The organism is Streptomyces sp. NPDC006265 (assembly GCF_040613555.1).
Lineage (GTDB): Bacteria > Actinomycetota > Actinomycetes > Streptomycetales > Streptomycetaceae > Streptomyces.
Genome location: NZ_JBEXSH010001305.1, coordinates 1 through 1736, shown reverse-complemented (window position 1 = coordinate 1736; position 1736 = coordinate 1). Strand labels below are relative to the sequence as shown.

The following is a 1736-nucleotide window of genomic DNA, read 5'->3' as shown; positions in this document are numbered from 1 at the left end:
GTTCGTCGCCGGGCAGTGGCTGCTGCTGAGCGCGGCCACCGTGGCGACGGTGACGGTGCCTTGGGTGCTGGCGCAGGCACTGGCCCGCGCCCGGACGGACGCCGAACGCGGCGACGCCGGCCGCTTCGCGGTCATCACGAGCACCGGCGGCGGACTCGTCATGGGCAGTGTCGTCGCCGCCGTGGCCACCCGGTTCGCGGGGCCCGCCACCACGCTGGCCCTGGCCCTGAGCACCTTCGTGATCTACACGACCACGGTGACCGCCGGCTGGCTCCAGGGCGGGGAGCGGATGCGGACGCTGTCGCTGCTGCACGTGGCCGAGGTGCTGGTCAAGATGGCGGTCGGGGTGTTCCTGGTCGTGGCCCTCGGACTGGGCGACACCGGAGCTCTGGCTGCCTTCGGGATCGGCGCGTTGCCGTTGCTGCTGTGGTGGCCGTCCCTGCCGAGCGGCAGCGGGCGGCCGTGGCGCAGCGCGTCGGCCAACCGGGACCTGTGGCGCCGGGCGCTCGGCATCGCCCGGCTGCAGGGGATGGTGGCCCTCATGGCCGCGGTCGACGTGGTGCTGGTGACCATGCTGCCCACGGAACCGGCGGAAGCGGCGAGTTACCAGGCGAGCGTCACCCTCTCGCGCGTGCCGCTGTTCGTGGCGAGCGCGGTGTCCTTGGCCTTCTTCCCCGCCCTGTCCCGACGGCGGGCCGGGAGCCGGCTCAGCGCCAGCGCCGTACGGATGTACGTCCTCGTCTCCCTGCCACTCATGGCTTCACTGGCCACTGTGCCGGGCCCCGTCCTGGGCACGGTCTTCCCGGCCGACTACAGCATGATGAGCACGCTGATGGCCTTCACGGCGCTCACCGGTTTCGCCATCGGAGCGGTGAATCTGGCCGTCACCTTCTCCCAGGCCGTGGACGACTATGCCTGTGCGCGCTGGCAGATCGCCGGTCTGGTGGTCTACACACTCGCGCTGCTGGCGGGGTGGCGGATCGACGGTGTCCGGGGCATCGCCGTCGGCGGAGCGCTGGGCGCCGTCGGTGCGCTCGGCCTGCTGCTCGGCCGGCTCGTGCGCCGCCAGGGGACGGCCTTCCTGCGGCACACACCGCTGGTGGAGCCGCTGTTGCTCGCTGCGCTGCTGGTGCTGCTGCGCCCGTTCCCACTGGTGTGGCTGATCGCCGCGACGGTCATCGGGATCCGAGCAGTGGAGCGGTTCCTGCGGCGGCCGGGGGCGCCGGATCCGGCGGAGGACCAGAACGAGGTCACCGTAGGGCACACGTCGGCGGATCGTTCCGCCGGCTCAGAAGAGACGACCACCGAGCGAACGGGCGCAGTCATGACGGATGTGAGAACCGACCGTGCGAACGCCGGTGCCCTGCCCGCGCAGGAGCGCCCCGATCGATTGCTCGTGGAGGCCGTCTGGCGGGGCAACGCCCTTCCGGCCGGTGACACCGCGCTGCGTCGGGCGCTGCGGCTCGCCCGCGACAACCAGGTGGAGGGCCGCCTCGCGCGCGCGTATCCGCGGCAACTGGCGGACGTCGTGGCCGAGGTGGGCACCGCGAACGAACTGTTCCGGGAGAACCTGACGCAGGTGACGGGCCGTCTGTACGCCGCCGGTATTCCCACCGTGCTCATCAAGGCGGACCTGGCCGGCGACTACGTCTACGGCAACTTCGACCTGGTGGTGCCCGACGACCACAACGGCTTCTCCCACCAGGACCCCGGCTTCGTCGACCACGTCCTCAACA

The 1736-nt window shown here is 71.8% G+C and carries 1 protein-coding gene; it reads left to right on the top strand.

The window, feature by feature from the left end; genetic code table 11:
• A partial coding sequence (locus ABZ281_RS48240; RefSeq protein ID WP_356665072.1) for a hypothetical protein occupies positions 1-1736 on the top strand: 1736 nt, incomplete at both ends.